Source organism: Afipia broomeae ATCC 49717 (genome assembly GCF_000314675.2).
Classification (GTDB): Bacteria; Pseudomonadota; Alphaproteobacteria; order Rhizobiales; family Xanthobacteraceae; genus Afipia; species Afipia broomeae.
Genome location: NZ_KB375284.1, coordinates 436,751 through 453,684, shown reverse-complemented (window position 1 = coordinate 453,684; position 16,934 = coordinate 436,751). Strand labels below are relative to the sequence as shown.

General features: G+C 62.8%; 16 protein-coding genes. 10 read left to right on the top strand and 6 right to left on the bottom strand.

Annotated features, from left to right (window positions below; genetic code table 11):
- Positions 1–140: 140 nt before the first annotated feature.
- Positions 141–914 carry a sulfite exporter TauE/SafE family protein gene (locus tag HMPREF9695_RS21630; RefSeq protein ID WP_006023041.1) on the top strand — a complete coding sequence of 258 codons (774 nt, stop codon included), beginning with the start codon at positions 141–143 and terminating at the stop codon, positions 912–914.
- 12 nt (positions 915–926) lie between these two features.
- Here the strand turns inward: HMPREF9695_RS21630 and HMPREF9695_RS21625 are convergent, their stop codons facing one another.
- Positions 927–3,047 carry a molybdopterin-containing oxidoreductase family protein gene (locus HMPREF9695_RS21625; protein ID WP_006023040.1) on the bottom strand — a complete coding sequence of 707 codons (2,121 nt, stop codon included), beginning with the start codon at positions 3,045–3,047 and terminating at the stop codon, positions 927–929.
- 207 nt (positions 3,048–3,254) lie between these two features.
- Between HMPREF9695_RS21625 and HMPREF9695_RS21620 the strand changes: the two genes are divergently transcribed.
- Positions 3,255–5,585, top strand: coding sequence for a xanthine dehydrogenase family protein molybdopterin-binding subunit (locus HMPREF9695_RS21620; RefSeq protein WP_006023039.1), 2,331 nt, complete (start codon positions 3,255–3,257; stop codon positions 5,583–5,585).
- 174 nt (positions 5,586–5,759) lie between these two features.
- On the opposite strand, the gene HMPREF9695_RS21615 is transcribed toward HMPREF9695_RS21620, so the two are convergent.
- On the bottom strand, positions 5,760–6,635 hold the full coding sequence (locus HMPREF9695_RS21615) for an SDR family oxidoreductase (protein WP_006023038.1): 876 nt from the start codon (positions 6,633–6,635) through the stop codon (positions 5,760–5,762).
- 76 nt (positions 6,636–6,711) lie between these two features.
- Between HMPREF9695_RS21615 and HMPREF9695_RS21610 the strand changes: the two genes are divergently transcribed.
- The 3 genes from HMPREF9695_RS21610 to HMPREF9695_RS21600 all read left to right on the top strand — a co-directional run bounded on the left by HMPREF9695_RS21610 (position 6,712) and on the right by HMPREF9695_RS21600 (position 8,876).
- Positions 6,712–6,978 (top strand): DUF7662 domain-containing protein, encoded by a 267-nt coding sequence (locus HMPREF9695_RS21610; protein WP_006023037.1) that lies wholly within the window; start codon positions 6,712–6,714, stop codon positions 6,976–6,978.
- Positions 6,979–7,119: 141 nt separating this feature from the next.
- Positions 7,120–8,319, top strand: a complete 1,200-nt coding sequence (locus HMPREF9695_RS21605) for an ABC transporter substrate-binding protein (protein WP_006023036.1) — start codon at positions 7,120–7,122, stop codon at positions 8,317–8,319.
- Between the two features lie 137 nt (positions 8,320–8,456).
- Positions 8,457–8,876, top strand: a complete 420-nt coding sequence (locus HMPREF9695_RS21600) for a DUF1496 domain-containing protein (RefSeq protein ID WP_006023035.1) — start codon at positions 8,457–8,459, stop codon at positions 8,874–8,876.
- Positions 8,877–8,879: 3 nt separating this feature from the next.
- Here HMPREF9695_RS21600 and HMPREF9695_RS21595 read toward each other — a convergent pair whose 3' ends face one another.
- Entirely contained in the window at positions 8,880–9,062 is a 183-nt protein-coding gene (locus HMPREF9695_RS21595) for a WSC domain-containing protein (RefSeq protein ID WP_041713029.1), read from the bottom strand.
- 118 nt (positions 9,063–9,180) lie between these two features.
- On the opposite strand from HMPREF9695_RS21595, the gene HMPREF9695_RS21590 reads away from it, so the two are divergent.
- Positions 9,181–10,350 carry a mandelate racemase/muconate lactonizing enzyme family protein gene (locus tag HMPREF9695_RS21590; RefSeq protein ID WP_006023033.1) on the top strand — a complete coding sequence of 390 codons (1,170 nt, stop codon included), beginning with the start codon at positions 9,181–9,183 and terminating at the stop codon, positions 10,348–10,350.
- Between the two features lie 27 nt (positions 10,351–10,377).
- On the opposite strand, the gene HMPREF9695_RS21585 is transcribed toward HMPREF9695_RS21590, so the two are convergent.
- The gene (locus HMPREF9695_RS21585; protein WP_041713027.1) at positions 10,378–11,601 is read right to left on the bottom strand and encodes a polyhydroxyalkanoate depolymerase; all 1,224 of its coding nucleotides are present in this window, start codon (positions 11,599–11,601) and stop codon (positions 10,378–10,380) included.
- Between the two features lie 187 nt (positions 11,602–11,788).
- Here HMPREF9695_RS21585 and HMPREF9695_RS21580 point away from each other — a divergent pair, with 187 nt between their 5' ends.
- The 4 genes from HMPREF9695_RS21580 to HMPREF9695_RS21565 all read left to right on the top strand — a co-directional run bounded on the left by HMPREF9695_RS21580 (position 11,789) and on the right by HMPREF9695_RS21565 (position 15,780).
- Positions 11,789–12,442, top strand: a complete 654-nt coding sequence (locus tag HMPREF9695_RS21580; protein ID WP_006023031.1) for a glutathione S-transferase family protein — start codon at positions 11,789–11,791, stop codon at positions 12,440–12,442.
- 278 nt (positions 12,443–12,720) lie between these two features.
- On the top strand, positions 12,721–13,872 hold the full coding sequence (locus tag HMPREF9695_RS21575; RefSeq protein WP_006023030.1) for a hypothetical protein: 1,152 nt from the start codon (positions 12,721–12,723) through the stop codon (positions 13,870–13,872).
- A gap of 143 nt (positions 13,873–14,015) precedes the next feature.
- The gene (locus HMPREF9695_RS21570; protein ID WP_006023029.1) at positions 14,016–14,372 is read left to right on the top strand and encodes a nuclear transport factor 2 family protein; all 357 of its coding nucleotides are present in this window, start codon (positions 14,016–14,018) and stop codon (positions 14,370–14,372) included.
- Positions 14,373–14,517: 145 nt separating this feature from the next.
- Complete coding sequence (locus tag HMPREF9695_RS21565; protein WP_006023028.1) at positions 14,518–15,780, top strand: MFS transporter; 1,263 nt, start codon at positions 14,518–14,520, stop codon at positions 15,778–15,780.
- Here the strand turns inward: HMPREF9695_RS21565 and HMPREF9695_RS21560 are convergent, their stop codons facing one another.
- Both HMPREF9695_RS21560 and HMPREF9695_RS21555 read right to left on the bottom strand, forming a co-directional pair.
- Positions 15,781–16,299, bottom strand: a complete 519-nt coding sequence (locus HMPREF9695_RS21560) for a VOC family protein (protein WP_006023027.1) — start codon at positions 16,297–16,299, stop codon at positions 15,781–15,783.
- 57 nt (positions 16,300–16,356) lie between these two features.
- The gene (locus tag HMPREF9695_RS21555) at positions 16,357–16,905 is read right to left on the bottom strand and encodes a carboxymuconolactone decarboxylase family protein (RefSeq protein WP_006023026.1); all 549 of its coding nucleotides are present in this window, start codon (positions 16,903–16,905) and stop codon (positions 16,357–16,359) included.
- Positions 16,906–16,934 lie beyond the last annotated feature (29 nt).

Sequence of the window (16,934 nt, the reverse complement as noted above, 5' to 3'; positions counted from 1 at the left end):
CAGTCGCGTACCGGGTCCCCCTTCGGCCTGTTGAAAGTTGCGGAATTCGTCCGTTGCCGATGGCTCTGCGCTGAAATCGTGTCATGCTGCCCCGAATGAAACAGCCCGGCGGGACGAACCGCCGGCGGGGGGCGAGCGGTATGATCTCCTTGGCGCAGGGCTTGCTCGGAGCGGCATCGGGCTCGCTTGTCGGCTTTTCGCTCGGTGTGATCGGCGGCGGCGGGTCGATTCTTGCAGTGCCCCTGATGGTGTATCTGGTCGGCGTACCGAATGCGCATGTGGCGATAGGCACCAGCTCGCTCGCCGTTGCGGCGAGCGCAGCGTTCGGCCTTCTCATCCACGCACGCACCGGCACGGTAAAGTGGGGGTGCGCGTCGGTGCTCGCCGGCGCAGGTGTGATTGGAGCGTTTCTCGGTTCACTGGTCGGCAAGATGGTCGATGGGCCACGTCTGCTGACGATGTTCGCGCTTCTGATGCTCGTGGTTGCTGTCTTGATGCGGCGTCGCCGCGATCACGACGGCAACAAGTCTGTCCAGTTGAACCGGGCCAATGCGCCGGCGCTTGCCGGCGTGGGGCTTGCCACCGGCTTGCTCTCCGGGTTCTTTGGCATCGGCGGGGGCTTTCTGATCGTGCCGGCGCTGGTGTTCGCGACCGACATGCCGCTGGTGTACGCGGTGAGTTCCTCGCTGGTGGCCGTGCTGGCCTTCGGTCTCACCACAGCAACGAGCTACGCGTTCTCCGGTCTGGTGAACTGGCCGCTGACCGCGGTCTTTATCGTCGGCGGTCTGGCCGGCGGATATATCGGCGTGAAGTCAGCGCATCTGCTGGCGAGCAGGCGGACATTGCTCAACGACGTTTTTGTGGCGGTGATTTCCTGCGTCGCGATCTACATGCTGATCCGAAGCTGGATGTAACGGCGAGCCTGCCTACGCCGCGCGCCTGATCCAGACGCGGTTGTCATGGAACGCCGCGCCGCCATAGGGCGCGATCGGATCGGCGCCCGTCAGCGTGTTGATGCCGCGGCCGTCTTCATAGGCATGGTTCGGCCAGATCGATTCGGCGATCAGCACGCCGCGCCGCATGCCATCGAAGGATTTGGCGTGAAGCCGGACTTCGCCGCGCTCGTTGCCGAGGATCACCTTGTCGCCGTCGGCGATCGACAGCGCCGCCGCATCGTCGGGATGGATCATCACCGTGGGCCGCTGCTCGCGGCTGAGCGAGGTCGGCGTTTCGTTGAAGGTGGTGTTGAGGAAGTTGCGCGCCGGTGACGTGGCAAGACGAAACCTGTGATGCTCGTCGGCTTCCTCGATCACCGTCCAGTGATCCGGCAATTGAGGGAGATCGTCCACCGGGCCCGAAAGCCCCGGACTGCGGAACGGCACCGTTGGCCAGTCCGGCTTGAAACGGAATTTTCCGTCAGGCCACGCAAAGCCCTTGGTGTAATGCGCGGTCTCGAAATCCGGCTGACAATCGATCCAGCGTTCGCGCTCGAGGTTTTCCAGCGTGCCCCAGCCGGATTTTTGCAGCGTCCAGTCGATGATCTCGCGCGGCGTCATGTCGAAGCCGCGATGCTTTGCGCCAAGTCGCCTGGCGAGGCTGACGATCACATCGTGGTTGGAGCGGCACTCGCCCGGCGGCTCGATCAGTTTCGGGCCCGCGATAATGTATTGATGTCCGCCGCCCTGATAGACGTCGTCGTGCTCCATGAACATCGTCGCCGGCAGCACGAGGTCGGCAGCCTTTGCGGTCTCGGTCATGAACTGTTCGTGCACGCAGACGAATAGGTCGTCGCGCGCGAAGCCCTGCTTGACGCGGGTCTGGTCCGGTGCGACCGACACCGGGTTGGTGTTCTGGATCAGCATCGCCGTCACCGGCGGCCCACTGAACAACGCGTCGGCGTCGCCGCACAGGATCGCGCCGATGCGCGACTGGTCGAGCATGCGGATCGACGGATCGACCACATCGAGTCCCTCGATCAGCGAACGGTCCCAGTGATAGATCGCGCCGTTGTTGTGGAATGCGCCGCCGCCCTCATGACGCCACGCCCCGGTTACGGCTGCGATACAGCTTGCGGCATGCATGTTCGGCGCGCCGTTGCGTGAGCGGGAGAAACCGTAGCCGAGCCTGAAATAGGTGCGCGGCGTATTGCCCACCAGCGCCGCGAATTCCTCGATGGTCTCGACCGGGCAGCCGGTGATTTTCGAGGCCCATTCCGGGCCCCGGCTTTGCAGATGCTGTTCGAGTTCATGCGGCGCATCGGTATGCTGCGCAAGAAAATCGCGATCCGCCTTGCCGTCGCGGAACAGGCAATGCATCACCGCGCAGGCAAGCGCGCCGTCGGTACCCGGCCGCACCAGCACCGCGAGATCAGCCTGCTCCATGGTGCCGTTCATATAGACGTCGACCGCAACAATTTTCGCGCCGCGTTCCTTCCGCGCCCGCGTCGCGTGGGTCATGACATTGACCTGGGTGCTGACCGCGTTGGTGCCCCAGATCACGACGCAGTCGGACTTCGCGATCTCGCGCGGGTCCGGGCCTGCGAGCTTGCCGGTGCCGGCGACAAATCCGGTCCAGGCCGGATTGACGCAGATGGTGGAATGGAAGCCGGAGTACTTCTTGGCATGGCGCAGACGATGGATGCCGTCGCGCATCACAAGGCCCATGGTGCCTGCGTACTGATAGGGCCAGACCGCCTCGGAGCCGTACCGTGCTTCGGCCTCCAGGAATTTCCCGGCGACCAGATCCAGCGCATCGTCCCATGAAATCGGCGCGAAGGTGCCGGAGCCCTTTGCGCCGGTGCGGACCAGCGGGTTCGTCAGGCGGTCAGGATGATGAATCCGCTCGGCGTAGCGGGCGACCTTGGCGCAGATCACCCCCGCCGTGTAGCCGTTGTCCCGCGCGCCGCGCACCCGGCCGATGGTGCGCTCGTCGAGCACGTCGACTTCAAGGGCGCAGGTCGAGGGGCAATCGTGCGGGCAGGCGGTCGCGGCGACCCGTCGAGGCACAGATCCTGGCGGCACGGATTTGGGGCGGATCATTTCATTCATTGCAGCGACCTTAATCTGAGCGGGCGGACATGCAAGGTCAGGGCTGTCCTGCGGGACCATGAAAGCCCCACTTCCGGCGCATGGCGGAAAACCATTCCACGGACTCAACTCCCCATGCCGGATTGTGCTAAGCGGAACCCGCATCGGGACCGGGTGCCGCCTGTCCGGCGGCTTCGCTCGCGTCCAGTCTGGTTTGAAGGAACACCGATGAACATTCTGCCCTCCAACCTGCGCTTCGGCGCGGGCCAATCCGTCAAGCGCCTCGAAGATCAGCGGCTTCTCACAGGGCAAGGACATTTCATCGACGACAAGGCGCAGGATGGCGCGTTGTGGCTTTACGTGCTGCGCTCGCCGCACGCCCACGCCAGGATCACCGCGATCGATACCAGCGCAGCACTGGCCATGCCGGGCGTTGCCGCCGTCTATACGGGTGCGGATCTGGTCGCGGACGATATCGGCACCATCCCGACCCTGCCGATCTTCAAGCGGCCCGATGGTTCGCCGATGGCCGCGCCGCCGCGGCGTTTGCTGGCGCACGATGTTGTCCGCTTTGCCGGCGAGCCGGTCGCGGCTGTACTTGCCCCATCACGTGCCGATGCGCAGACGGCCGCCGAGGCGATCGTCGTCGATTACGAGATTCTGCCGGCGGTTGTCAGTCCGGCCGATGCGCTGGCGCCCGGTGCGCCTGTGGTCTGGCCGGATGCGCCGGACAATATCGCCGCCGCCATGAGCTACGGCGATGCGGCTGCAACGGAAGCCGCCTTCGCGAAGGCCAAACACGTCGTCTCGCTCGACATCACCAGCCAGCGTCTGGTGCCGTCCGCGCTGGAGCCCCGCAGCACCATGGCGGAGGTCGACAAGAAGACCGGCCGTCTCACGCTGCATGTCCAGAGCCAGACGCCGACCGCAACGCGCGACATTCTTTCGGATGTTGTGCTCAAGCGTCCGAAAGACAGCGTTCATGTGATGGTCGGCGATATCGGCGGTGGTTTCGGCCACAAGGTCAATCTCTATCCCGAAGACGGCATCGTTGCTTATGCGGCGACCAAGCTGAAGCGCACCGTGCGCTGGCGCGGCGACCGTATCGACGACTTCATCGGCGGATCGCATGGCCGCGATCTCACATCGACCGGCGAATTCGCGCTCGATGAAAAGGGCCGCGTGCTGGCGTTCCGTGTGCGCTCGCTCGGCGGCACCGGCGCCTATCTCACCGGCGCGGGCGTGATTATTCCGCTGGTGCTCGGACCGTTCGTCGCCACCGGCGTTTATGATCTGCCGCTGGTTCACTTCGACATCAAGGCGGTGCTCACTCACACCGCGCCGACGGGCCCGTATCGCGGCGCCGGACGGCCGGAAGCCGTGTTCATCGTCGAGCGATTGATGGATGCCGCCGCCCGGCAGATCGGCATGGACCCGCGCCAGATCCGCAAGGTGAATTACATCAAGCCGTCGCAACTGCCCTACAAGAACGCGGTCGGCGAAGTCTACGACAGCGGTGCTTTTGCGCACATGATGGAGCGCGCCTCGAAGCTCGCGGACTGGGACGGGTTCAACGCGCGCAAGAAAGCCGCGAAGAAAAAGGGCCTGCTCTACGGACGTGGTCTCACCAGCTACATCGAATGGACTGGCGGCCGTGTGCACACCGAAAAGGTCACGTTGTCGGCGACCGCCGAGGGCCGCATCGTGCTGCAGTCGGGCACCCAGGCGATGGGGCAGGGACTTCAGACCAGCTACTCTCAGATGGTGGCGGGCGCGCTCGGCATTCCGCTCGACCGCATCGATGTTATCCAGGGCGACACCGACAAGGCGACGGGCGGCGGCAGCGTCGGGTCGCGTTCGCTGTTCGTCGGCGGCACCGCCACAGTCGTGTCGGCCGGGGATCTGATCCAGAAGGCGCGCGAGAAGGCGTCGCATGTGCTCGAAGCCTCTGTCGGCGACATCGAATACGGCGATGGCGTGCTGACGGTGGTCGGCACCGACCGGCGGGTCAGTCTGTTCGATCTCGCCAAGGACGAGAAGGACTCGCGCCTCAGTGTCGAAAGCAAGGGCGAGGTGGACGGTCCGACCTGGCCGAACGGCACGCATATCTGCGAAGTCGAGATCGATCCCGAAACCGGCGTGACCCGCGTGGTGCGCTACACCACGGTGGATGACGTCGGCGTCGCCATCAATCCGATGCTGGTCACCGGTCAGGTTCACGGCGGTGTCGCGCAGGGCATCGGACAGGCGCTCTATGAAGGCGTGGTGTACGATTCCTCGGGCCAGTTGCTCACGGCGAGCTATCAGGACTATTGCATTCCGCGCGCCAGCGACATGCCGCATATCGACGTGACGCTCGACGATTCCGCGCCGTGCAAGACAAATCCGCTCGGCGCCAAAGGCTGCGGCGAATCCGGCGCCATCGGCGGGCCGCCATGCATCGTCAACGGCGTGATGGATGCGCTCAGCGACCTTGGCATCACGTCGCTGCAGACGCCGCTGACACCGGTGAAAATCTGGAATGCGATCCAGCAGGCCAAAGCCACGAAGGCGGCGTGAGTTGGGGGTTATCGTTCAGCCCACCTCTCCCGTGGGGAGAGGTCGACTTTGCGTCAGCGAAGTCGGTTGAGGGCGTAGGATCTCTCGATGGATTTAGATCCCCTCACCCCAACCCTCTCCCCCGGGGGAGAGGGAGAGCACCGCGGATGCGCCGACATTTTTACCAAAGCTGCTCTAGCCCGGCCCTTCACCGGCCGCGCGCAATGCGGTCAATCCTTCGCGGTAGGTCGGATAGGCGAGCGTGACGCCCAGTTCGTTGCGCAGCAGATCGTTTCGCACGCGTTTGCTCTCGGCATAGAACGAGCGGCCCATCTCAGTCAGGCCGGCGTCATCGAGGCTGATTTCGCGCGGCGGCGCGACTCCGCAGAGCGAAGCGGCGAAGGTGACCACATCCTGCGGCGGCGCGGGCTCGTTGTCGGTGACGTTGTAGATCGCGCCCGGCCGCGGCCGGTCGAGCGACGCATCGACCGCGCGCGCGATGTCCTCGACGTGAATGCGGTTGAACACCTGTCCGGGCTTGATGATCCGGCGTGCGGTTCCCCGCGCCAGTTGCACGAGCTGGCTCTGGCCGGGACCGTAGATGCCCGCGAGCCGGAAAATCTGTGCGGCGATGTTGTTCGCGGTGCCAAAGGCAAGCCACGCCTGTTCGGCGGCGGCGCGCTCAATCGAGCGCGCATTGGTCGGCGTCGCGGGCGTTTGTTCATCGACCCATGCTCCGCCGTGGTCCCCGTAAACGCCGATGGTTGAGAGATAGCCGATCCAGCGCAGGTTCGGCGCGGCGGCGATTTGTCTGGCGTAAGCGGCAAGCACGGGATCGCCGCCGGTGCCCGGCGGAACGGAAATCAGCAGCGCTTCGCTCCCCGCTAGATCGGCATCGATGGTGCCGTCGCGGCCGTCCGGTCCAAACACCCGCGCGGGAATGCCTGCGGCGGACAGGGCCTGCGCCTTGTCGTGCGACCGCACCGTGCCGGTCACGGTGTCGCCACGCGCGAGGCGGCGTTCGGCGATGGTTCTGCCGCTGAAGCCGAGGCCGAAGATAAACAGATTCACGAAAAGCCCTGTTCAAGAGAGGCGATGCGACGTACCTATCGGCTCAGACACCGGTTTTCAATGACGGAGCCCGCAGTTGGGCGATTACGACCCGCTCCGCGAGTATCTCTCGCAGCAGACCAAGACTGAACTCGTGCTGAGCTTTGAGGAGATCGAAGATCTGCTGGGGTTCGCGCTGCCGCGCGCGTCGCAGCGGGCGTCATGGTGGGAGAAGGAGCGCAACCCCGAAAACGCGCGCCCGCAACGGGACGCGATCCGTGACGGAGGTTATGAGGCGACCCGGCTCGCGGATGGAAAGGGCGTGCGTTTTCGCAAGCTTTCCGCCGGCCGGTTCAGGGGCTGAATCCGCGGGCTGCGAATATTCCTTGTGCGCCGCAAAATCTTTTGCATGTCCCGCACGGAGCCGATGCGAAAGTTCAATGCCCCGCGCAAACCTGATCCCGCTATAAAGGCCTCTCAAACAAGAAATAACTGGGAGCGCAATATGACATCGAAGTTTTGGGCCGCAGCGGTCGCGGCGTTCAGCCTCACAACGGCACTGCCGGCCTTCGCGCAGCAGGGCGTCAAGATCGGCATTCTCAACGATCAGTCCGGCGTCTATGCCGACTACGGCGGCAAGTGGTCCTTTGAAGCAGCCAAGATGGCGGTCGAGGAGTTCGGCGGCTCGGTGCTTGGCCAGAAGATTGAAGTCGTCTCCGCCGATCACCAGAACAAGCCGGACCTCGGCGTCAGCATTGCGCGCCGCTGGTATGAAGTCGAGAACGTCGACATGATCACCGAGCTGACCACGTCGTCGGTTGCGCTCGCGGTGCATGATCTCTCCAAGCAGATGAAGAAGATCGATATCGTGGTCGGCGCTGCGACCTCGCGTCTGAGCGGCGATGCCTGTCAGCCTTACGGCTTCCACTGGGCGTATGACACCCGCGCGCTCGCATACGGCACCGGCGGAGCGCTGGTGAAGGCCGGCGGCGACACATGGTTCTTCATGACCGCGGACTATGCGTTCGGCCATGCGCTGGAAAAGGACACCGGCGACTTCGTCACCCAGCAGGGCGGCAAGGTCGTGGGCGCGGTCCGCATTCCCCTGAATACCGCCGACTTCTCATCGTTCCTGCTGCAGGCGCAAAGCTCGAAAGCGAAAATCATCGGGCTCGCCAATGCCGGTCTCGACACCACGAACTCGATCAAGCAGGCGGCGGAATTCGGCATCGTCAAGGGTGGCCAGAAACTCGCCGGACTGCTGCTCACGGCGGCAGAAGTCCACGGCCTCGGTCTGGAAGCCGCGCAGGGCCTGGTGCTGACGGAAGGCTATTACTGGGATCGCGACGCGCGCTCGCGCAATTTCGGAGAGAAGTTCTTCAAGCGCACCGGCCGGATGCCGAACATGATTCAGGCCGGCACCTACTCTGCGACCTTGCAGTACCTGAAGGCCGTCAAGGCGGCGGGCACCAAGGACACCGAAGCGGTGGCCAAGAAGCTGAAGGAACTGCCGGTCGATGACGACTTTGCTCAGGGCGGCAAGGTGCTCGAAAACGGCCGTATGGTTCACGACCTCTACCTGTTCGAGGTCAAGAAGCCGTCCGAGTCGAAGAAGCCCTGGGACTACTACAAGGAGCTGGCGGTGGTGCCGGGCGACAAGGCGTTCCCGACCGCGAAGGAAAGCGGCTGTCCGCTGACCAAGTAAGACGACCACGATATCCGGTCCGGCTTGTTGCCGGACCGGATACGATCCTTCAATTGGCGATATTTGAATCTGTTTTCTTTAAGCATTTTCGCGGCGGTCGCCTTCTTTGCCGGGCCGCCCTGCGCTAAAGAGAGAGAATGATCCGCGCCCTCTCGCTCTGCCTTCTTGTCCTGCTCGGTGTGCCTGCCGCTGCGCAAACGCCGCCGGAGCAAAAGCCATCGACTGAACAAAAGAATACGGTCGAGCAAAGGCCGTCCGCCGAGCCGAAGCCTGCCGCGCTGTTGTGTGTCTACAACAACAGAAAATACAGCGAGGGTGCGAACGTCTGTGTGCAAAAAGCCATGATGCAGACCTGCACCGTCGATGGCGCCAAGGCTGTGTGGATCAATGTCACGGACGAACACCTCAGCAGCCGCTGCACGGCGCCTGCGCCGCGTCTCTCTAAATATCAGCGGCGCGCGATCTGGAATCGCCGGAACATCGCCCGGGAAATTTCGCCGCCGACGGATAGTTCGCCGTTCTGCTTTTATACCGACGGAAAGCGGTTCTGCGAGTAGAGATCAGTTGACCTTGTAGATCGCATTGGCCCAGGTGCCGCCGCATGTCTCCTCGCGGTTGCCGGTGCACTCGGCGTTGCAGCCATCGGACTTGCCGAATTTCCCGAAAGCGTTGCCGCAGAAGCAATAGGATGCGTCCTGCGTTCCGGCATGGCATCTCCGGGCTTTCGGCGCGTTGTCTACCACACGGGCGGAACCGCGGAAAAGAACCCGGCTGTGGCAAAAAATCGCTGTTTCGCTTCCGCCTTGTGGCGTAGACATCGCGCGCAAGAAAGCGAAGGCGAAAGACCGGAGTTAGCTGTCCATGTCCGTCCGTATCGTCGATGTCCGCGAAATCACCAAGCCGATCTCGTCCCCGATCCGCAACGCCTACATCGATTTCACGAAGATGACGACCAGCCTCGTCGCTGTCGTCACCGATGCGGTTCGCGACGGCAAGCGTGTGGTCGGCTACGGCTTCAATTCCAACGGACGTTACGGGCAGGGCGGGCTGATCCGCGAACGTTTCGCGCCGCGGCTGCTGGAAGCCGATCCGAAGACGCTGCTGAATTCCGGCGGCGACAACATCGATCCCGACAAGGCGTGGGCTGCGCTGATGTCGAACGAGAAGCCCGGCGGCCACGGCGAGCGTTCGGTCGCGGTCGGCACCATCGACATGGCGATCTGGGATGCAGTGGCGAAGATCGCCGGCAAGCCGCTGTTTCGTCTGCTGGCGGAGCGCCACAATCGCAAGGCCGATCCGCGCGTGTTCGTCTATGCGGCGGGTGGCTACTACTATCCGGGCAAGGATCTGTCGGCACTCCGCGGCGAGATGCGCGGCTATCTCGATCGCGGCTACAATGTCGTCAAGATGAAGATCGGCGGTGCATCGATCGCGGAAGATCAGGAGCGCATCGAGGCGGTGCTGAAAGAGATCGGCAATCAGGCGCAGCTTGCGGTGGATGCCAACGGCCGCTTCGATCTGGAGACCGGCATCGCCTACGCCAAGATGCTGCGCGAGTATCCGCTGTTCTGGTACGAAGAAGTGGGCGATCCGCTCGACTTCCAGCTGCAGGCGGCGCTCGCCGAATTCTATCCCGGCCCGATGGCCACCGGCGAGAATCTGTTCAGCCATCAGGACGCGCGCAATCTCATTCGCTACGGCGGCATGCGGCCGGATCGCGACTGGCTGCAGTTCGACTGCGCCTTGTCGTACGGGCTCTGCGAATACCTGCGCACGCTCGATGTGCTGAAGACCCATGGCTGGTCGCCGTCGCGCTGCATCCCGCATGGCGGGCATCAGATGTCATTGAACATCGCAGCGGGTCTCGGCCTTGGGGGCAACGAGAGTTATCCGGATCTGTTTCAGCCTTACGGCGGCTTCCCGGATGGGGTGCGGGTCGAGAACGGCCATATCACCATGCCCGACCTGCCGGGCATCGGCTTCGAGGGCAAATCCGATCTCTACAGGGAGATGAAAGCGCTGGCGGAGTAGCGTGGGCCTGCCCCTCCGGCGAAGCCGTCACGCATTGACGTGGATGAAATCCCGCAGCAGCGGATAGATTTCGGTATTCCACTTGCGGCCGCTGAAGACGCCGTAGTGGCCGACGCCGGCCTGCATGTGATGCACCTTGCGATAGGCGCGCACGCCGGTGCAGAGATCCTGCGCCGCCAGCGTCTGCCCGATCGAGCAGATGTCGTCCTTCTCGCCTTCCACCGTCATCAGGCCCATCTTCTTGATGGAGGCCGGGTTCACCGCGCGTCCCTTGTAGGTGAGCTTGCCCTGCGGCAGCAGGTGTTCCTGAAAGACATCGCGGATGGTGTCGATGTAGAAATCCGCCGGCAGATCCATCACCGCGAAATACTCGTCGTAGAAAGTCTTGATGGTGTCGGCCTTCTCGACTTCACCCTTCGCCAGATGCTCCAGCAAGTCCTTGTGCGACTTGACGTGCCGTTCGAGATTCATCGATACGAACGCGGTGACCTGAATGAAGCCGGGATAGACCTTGCGGAAGGCGCCCTTGCACTGCATCGGCACGTAGTTGATCAGATTGTCCTCGAACCACTTCAGCGGCTTCGAGGTTGCGAATTCGTTGACCTTGGTTGGCGCAATGCGCGTATCGATCGGTCCTGCCATCAAGGTGAGGCTCGCCGGGCGCGCGCGATGATTGTCCTCCGACATGATGGCACAGGCCGCCAGCGCCGACACCGACGGCTGGCACACCGCCACCATGTGAGACTTCGGGCCGAGCTGATCCATGAAGGTGATGAGATGCTCGGTATATTCGTCGAGGCCGAACTTGCCCTGATCGAGCGGGATGTCGCGCGGATTGTGCCAGTCGGTGATGTAGACATCGTGATCCTGCAACAGCGTCTGTACCGTGCCGCGCAGCAGTGTCGCGAAATGACCCGACATCGGCGCGACCAGCAGAACCTTCGGCTGGTCGGGCGCGCCGTCCTTCTTGAAATGCAGCAGCGAGCCGAACGGCGTCGCGAACGGGACTTCCTCGATCACCGGCCATTCCCGGTTGCCGACCGCCACCGGCTTGATGTCGTATTCCGGCCGCTTGTAGGTCAGCGAGCTGCGCGACATCAGTTCGAGCGTGGCGGCGAGGCGGCCGAACACCTTGTCCGAAAAACCCTCGGGGAGCATTTTCAGATAGGACAGCGCTGTTGAGGCCCCGTTTCGCCACGGGGCCGTCATGTCCATGGTGTTCTGATAGGTCTGGTACATCATTGGAGACATCCGGCACATTCCCTTGCTTTGTGCCATGCAAACTTGACGCCAGAGCCCCGTCAATCGGCCATTCGGACTGGCATGTCGTTTGCTGTGTGTAAAAGGAGCAAGCGCTTAAACAACAGGCAGGCGCGGGCATGACCGGGCGGAAAAGTGCGATCCGCCTCTTTGATGTGCAGGCGTTAGGAGAGCGACCATGGCCAAGGCCACGTTGACCATCAGCAGCAAGAACTACTCCTCATGGTCGCTGCGCGGCTGGCTGCTGACCAAGTTCTCGGGGCTCGAGTTCGACGAGATCATCACGGCGGCGGACGATCCGTCGGCCCGGGCGGAAATCCTTTTGCTGTCGTCGTCGATTCTGGTGCCGTGCCTGCGTCATGAGGGGGCGGTGGTCTGGGACACGCTGGCGATTGGTGAATATCTCAACGATCTCATGCCGGAAGCGGGTTTATTGCCGTCGGAACGCATTCCGCGGGCGCATTGCCGGTCGATCTGCGGCGAGATTCATTCAGGCTTCACGGCGCTGCGCTCGTCGCTGCCGGTCAACATCAAGGGGCACTTTCCCGGCTTCAAGATCTGGTCGCGGGCGCAGGCAGACATCGATCGGGTCTGCGCGATCTGGAGCGACTGTCTGGAAAAATCCGGCGGCCCGTTCCTGTTCGGACATAGGTCGATGGCGGACGCCATGTATGCACCGGTTGTCACGCGCTTCCTGACCTACGATGTGCAGATCAGCCCGTCGCTGGCTGCTTACGCAAAACGGGTGATCGCCCTTCCTGAAATGCAGGAGTGGATTGAAGCTGCGCGGCAGGAGCCGGCGGAAATCGAAGAGCTCGAGGTGGAATATTAGGCAAAGGCCCCGCGCAACTGCCTGATCGCTGGGCCGGTTGCGGCTGCGCGTGCCTGCCTGAACGGGCGCTTTCCTGGGATGCCAGAGGCGGCGCGTTGCGCGACGGCCAGGCCCCAGATTGCCGCTGGGCTGAATCCCGCACGGACTCAGCCACATCCTTGATTGCGCAAAACTTCCGCACACCGTGACCGCTCGTGATGCGGGCGCTGGCGTGGAATTCGCATGATGCATTGCAGAAGCAACTGCGCCGGCGCGGGTCGCCCGGATTGGAGGATGCTATGAATGTACATGCTGCTGTCGGTTCAAAATCGTCTGGTCTCACGCGCCCGAACGGCGCCCCCATTCGTCTGAACACGCAGAGCTTCGTCGCCATCGATCGCCACAAGGATACGACATACGAGGCGACGTATCGCCCGCAGGCGCTCTACAGCCGCGCGGACGAAGGCTTCCATGCGAACAACGAAGCCTTCCTGCTCCATGAGGTCGCGACAAATCTGCCGATCTATCTCCCGGATACAGGCCCCACCGATTTCCATCTTCATCTTCCGCCGGGCGGCTTCCAGCTCGTGCTGGTCACGTCGGGCATGTTCACCTTCGATTACGATGGGCGTTTTTACAACGTCGGCCCCGGCGCGGTGATGCTGCAAAGCGCGATCGTGCATCGTCAGCTCTTCTACACATGGTCGGGGTTGTCGACGGAGGAGAATCTGAAGACGCCGCAGACCGTGGCGCCCGATCCGATTTCGATGGGCTACTCCGGAAAATTTCTCGAAGCCTTCATTACCGATCCCACGACATTTCCCAATCCAACCATCGTGGGCCCGGATCAGATCAATGAAGATGAAACGCCGCGTGTGGCGTGGAGCCATCCGCTGCATGATCGCCCGGCCGATGCCGGCTTCTGGCTTCAGGACCCATTGGCGCTCGATGCGCTGTTCAAGCCGCTGGCGGCTGGCTCACCCGACAGTCTCATCAAGTCGGCCATGCCTGTTTATGTGCGCGATATCGGAATCGAGATTCCGAGCGGTCATCTTGTCACCGGCCACATCATCGCAACCGATCCGCGCGGCCACTCGCTCCTGCCCAAGAGTACGTCCGCAACAGCGGACGCAGCCTCTCTCACGAAGGGCGAGGTCGTGATCCATCGCGTCATTCGCGGCACGGCCGAATTCAAGGACAGTGCGGGCAAGACTTTCGAGCTTGCGGCCGGCGATGTGGTGACTGCGAGCAAGAACACCATCTCTCTCGTCGGTGTCGGCGAAAATACGCAAGTGCTGCGGCTTGGCCTTCTCAAGGGCATGGACAGTCTTCGCAGTTGGACCCCGACGCAGCGTGACGAGATTGATGGTCTGGCCGGTCAAATCATCACGGGGAGGGATGTCCGTCCTCTCCGCACCGAAGGCCAGCCGGTCGGTTATCTGTACAAGTAGGCCGTTGGCTGAACGCGTCACTCGCCAACGCCAGGCCTGTGCGTGTGATGCACACGAAACTGCAACAAACACGGAGCGTCGTCCCGTAGCGTTCTGTACATTGCGTGCTTAAGTGTTTCCGGCTGATAAACCGGGGAACACAGATGCCGACACGTGCGCGCGTTGACGAATTCATTGCAGTGGTCGAGAGCGGCGATCACGCCGGCGCCATCGAGCACTATTACACCGAAGATGCCAGCATGCAGGAGAACACTGCGCCGCCGCGGGTCGGCCGCGACAGGCTGGTGGCGCATGAGCGCGGCATCCTTGCGCAAATGAAAGAGGTCCACTCCAGGGCACTGGTGTCGGTGGTGGAGGGCGATCACGTCATGATCCATTGGAACTTCGATCTTGTTGGTCTCGATGGCAAAACTCGCCATGTCGATGAAATCGCCATGCAGGAATGGCGCGGCGACAGGATTTTCCGCGAGCGGTTCTTCTACAACGCGGCGAAGGCATAAGCCCCACGCGTGACATGACCGGCTGTCATGCGGGCGATGACGATGTCTCGCTTGACGCCGCGATCCGCATCCTGACAGATGGCGTCATTGCTGCCGGAATCGGCAGAAAAGAAGAGCGCCAAGCTCCTTCAGGGAACGCCGGACTATGAATGCACCTCACGCGGGTCCCGCCGCCGACGGGAAGATCGTCGACGAGTCATCGATCCGCTATGAGGGCTGGCCGGTCGTCGGGGTCTGCTTCCTTGTCGCGACATTCGCCTGGGCTGCCGGTTTTTATGGTCAGGGCGTCTACCTTGCCGAACTGCAACGCCTTCATGGGTGGCCGGCCTCACTGATTTCGACGGCGACCACCTGTTACTATCTGTTCAGCGCGGTTCTGGTCGTGTTCGTCAGCGAGGCGATCCGCACGCTCGGACCGCGCCGTCTTCTCATCGGCGGCATTGTGACCATCGCGGCAGGCACAGTGATGGTCGGGCAGATCACATCGCCCTGGCAATTGTATGTCGCCTATGCGCTGATCGCGTTCGGCTGGGCGGGGACCAGCCTCGCTGCGATCAACAACACGCTGGGGCTGTGGTTCGACAAGAAGCGCGGCATGGCGATCAGCCTTGCCCTGAATGGCGCAAGCTGTGGCGGTGTGATTGGCGTGCCGCTGCTGGTCGGCGCTATCGGCAAATTCGGTTTCCCTGCAACGTCGATCGGCGCAGCGCTGGTGATCATGGCGCTGGCGATCCCCGCTATCCTGATCTGGGTGGGCCGGCCGCCGAAACGCGCGATGCCGCCGGCAGATGTGTTTGCCGCCGAGCCCGCGCCGGCCGTGCGCTCGATAGCGGAGATACGACATGCTGCCTTCGGCAGCCTCTCGTTCTGGACCATCACGGTGCCGTTTTCGCTGCTGCTGGTCGCGCAGGTCGGCTTCATCGTGCATCAGATTTCGTTTCTCGATCCGATCATGGGCCGCGAACGCGCCAGCATCGCCGTGGCGCTGATGACCGCGATGGCGGTGATCGGGCGGGTCCTGTTCGGTCTTGTTGTCGATCGCATGGATCAGCGCAAGGCTGCGGCGGTCTCGGCTGTCAGTCAGGCGCTCGCCCTGATCGTGATGATCAACACCCGGAACGAAGCTGCGCTGTTCACGGCCAGCGCGGTGTTCGGCTTCTCGGTCGGCAACATGATCACGCTGCCGTCGATCATCGTACAGCGGGAGTTCAGCGCAGTCGCCTTCGGCGTGCTGGTCAGCCTGGTGACGGCGATCTGTCAGTTCACCTATGCGTTCGGTCCGGGAATTATAGGGCTGCTCCGCGATGCGTTCGGCAGTTACACCGTGCCGTTCTATGCCTGTGCGGCGCTGCAACTGATCGCCGCGGCGATCGTGCTGGTTCGTGCAAAAACGCCGAAGGCGATTTGATCAGGCTTCGCGCTCGCGCAGCAACGCCTCGACGTCGAGGCGGTGCGTGAACATCGCCAGCGTTCCGTCCGGGTGTCTTGGCCACTCGGCCTCGGGCCGGTCGCGATAAAGCTCGACGCCGTTCTGGTCAGGATCGCGCAGATAAAGCGCCTCGCTGACGCCGTGATCGCTTGCGCCGTCCAGCGCAATGCCGGCGGACAGCACCCGGTGCAGCGCATCGGCCAGCGCCGCGCGTGTCGGATAGAGGATCGCGGTGTGAAACAATCCAGTCGTGCCTTCCGGCGGCGGGCTTCCGCCCTTGCTGTGCCATGTATTGAGGCCGATGTGGTGGTGATAGCCGCCCGCGGAAATGAACGCGGCCTGATCGCCGTAGCGCTGCATCAGCTCGAACCCGAGCACGTCCTGGTAAAAACCCAGCGCGCGGTCGAGGTCCGCGACCTTCAGATGCACATGGCCGATCCGCGTACCCGCCGCAATCGGTTTGAAAGACGTCGATGCCGCCTTGGTTTCTCCGGACATACCAGGTCTCTCCGATTGTATCGATGCGCTGCTCTCATCGATGTATGACTGCCTTCCTCATGGTACAAGATCGGAGGTCTCGCCCTCGGGCAATTCGACCTGAAAGGTGTTGAGCGTCATCGACACCAGCGCGTAGTAGCCGAGCAGGCCGACCAGTTCGACCACGCCGGTTTCGCCGAGCATTTCGACGGCTTCCGTGTAAAGCAGCTTTGGCACGTTGTGATTTTCGTGCAGCGATTCGCTGAATTCGTAGACGAGCTGTGCTTTCCGGTCGTTGAAATCGGGAACGTGACGATGATTGATGGCGGCGATGATGTTCGGATCGAGTCCCGCCGCGAGTGCCATCTTCTTGTGCGCATACCATTCGTACTGCGCGTTCCAGTGCCGTGCGGTCACGAGGATGGCCAGTTCGGACAGCCGCGGACCGAGTGTGGTGTCGTAACGCAGGAACGCGCCGAGCCGGCTGGCATGCCGCGCGACTTCAGGCGCGTAGATCCATGCGCGCAGCGGCGGCGTAACGGTACCGCGTTTGCCTGAAACCGATTCTTCAAAGATGCTTTTTTGATCGTCGCTCATTTCGCTAGGCGAAAGCGTTTTCAGGCGCATGGCGGCTCCTCTGTTTTAAACGCGGCAGT